1 protein-coding gene is annotated in these 566 nt (G+C 45.2%); it reads left to right on the top strand.

Features of this window, described 5'->3' with window-relative positions; all coding sequences use genetic code 11:
• On the top strand, window positions 1-566 hold a 566-nt coding region (locus R7040_RS28725), incomplete at both ends, for an ABC transporter permease (RefSeq protein WP_318097929.1).

Genomic DNA, 566 nt, shown 5'->3' with positions numbered 1-566 from the left:
AACGCCAGAGCGAATCGCAGCAATGAAAGAATTGCTAGGTTTCGTTGATGGTCCTATTTACATCCAATACCTGTCCTACATTAAAAACATTCTAAGCTGGGAGCTAGGTACTTCAATTCAGTTCTATCCGCTTTCAGTAAACTCTCTACTTGGCAGTGCATTTGGCTGGTCTCTGTTCCTAGCTGGTACAGCGGTTGTACTTTCTTTCTCAATCGCATCAGTTCTTGGCATCTTCGCCGCTTGGAAACGTGGTAGTCGTTACGATGCCTTCGTAACACCAGGCACACTGATCATCCAAGCTATCCCACAAATGGTTATCGCAATGCTAGCGCTGTTTACCTTTTCAATTGGCTTGAAATGGTTCCCATCTGGCTACGCTTATACACCAGGCACCGTGCCAGATTGGTCAAGCTGGGCATTCATTAAAGACGTTGGTTACCACGCGGTACTGCCTCTATTTTGTGCAACGATTGTTCAAATCGGTGGCTTCCTAGTAAACATGCGTAACAACATGAACAACCTTCTAGCTGAAGACTACATCACAATGGCTAAAGGTAAGGGTCTAA

This window comes from Vibrio sp. 1069 (assembly GCF_033340555.1).
Note: the sequence above shows the minus strand (reverse complement) of the source record. Positions and strands in the feature narration are given on the sequence as shown.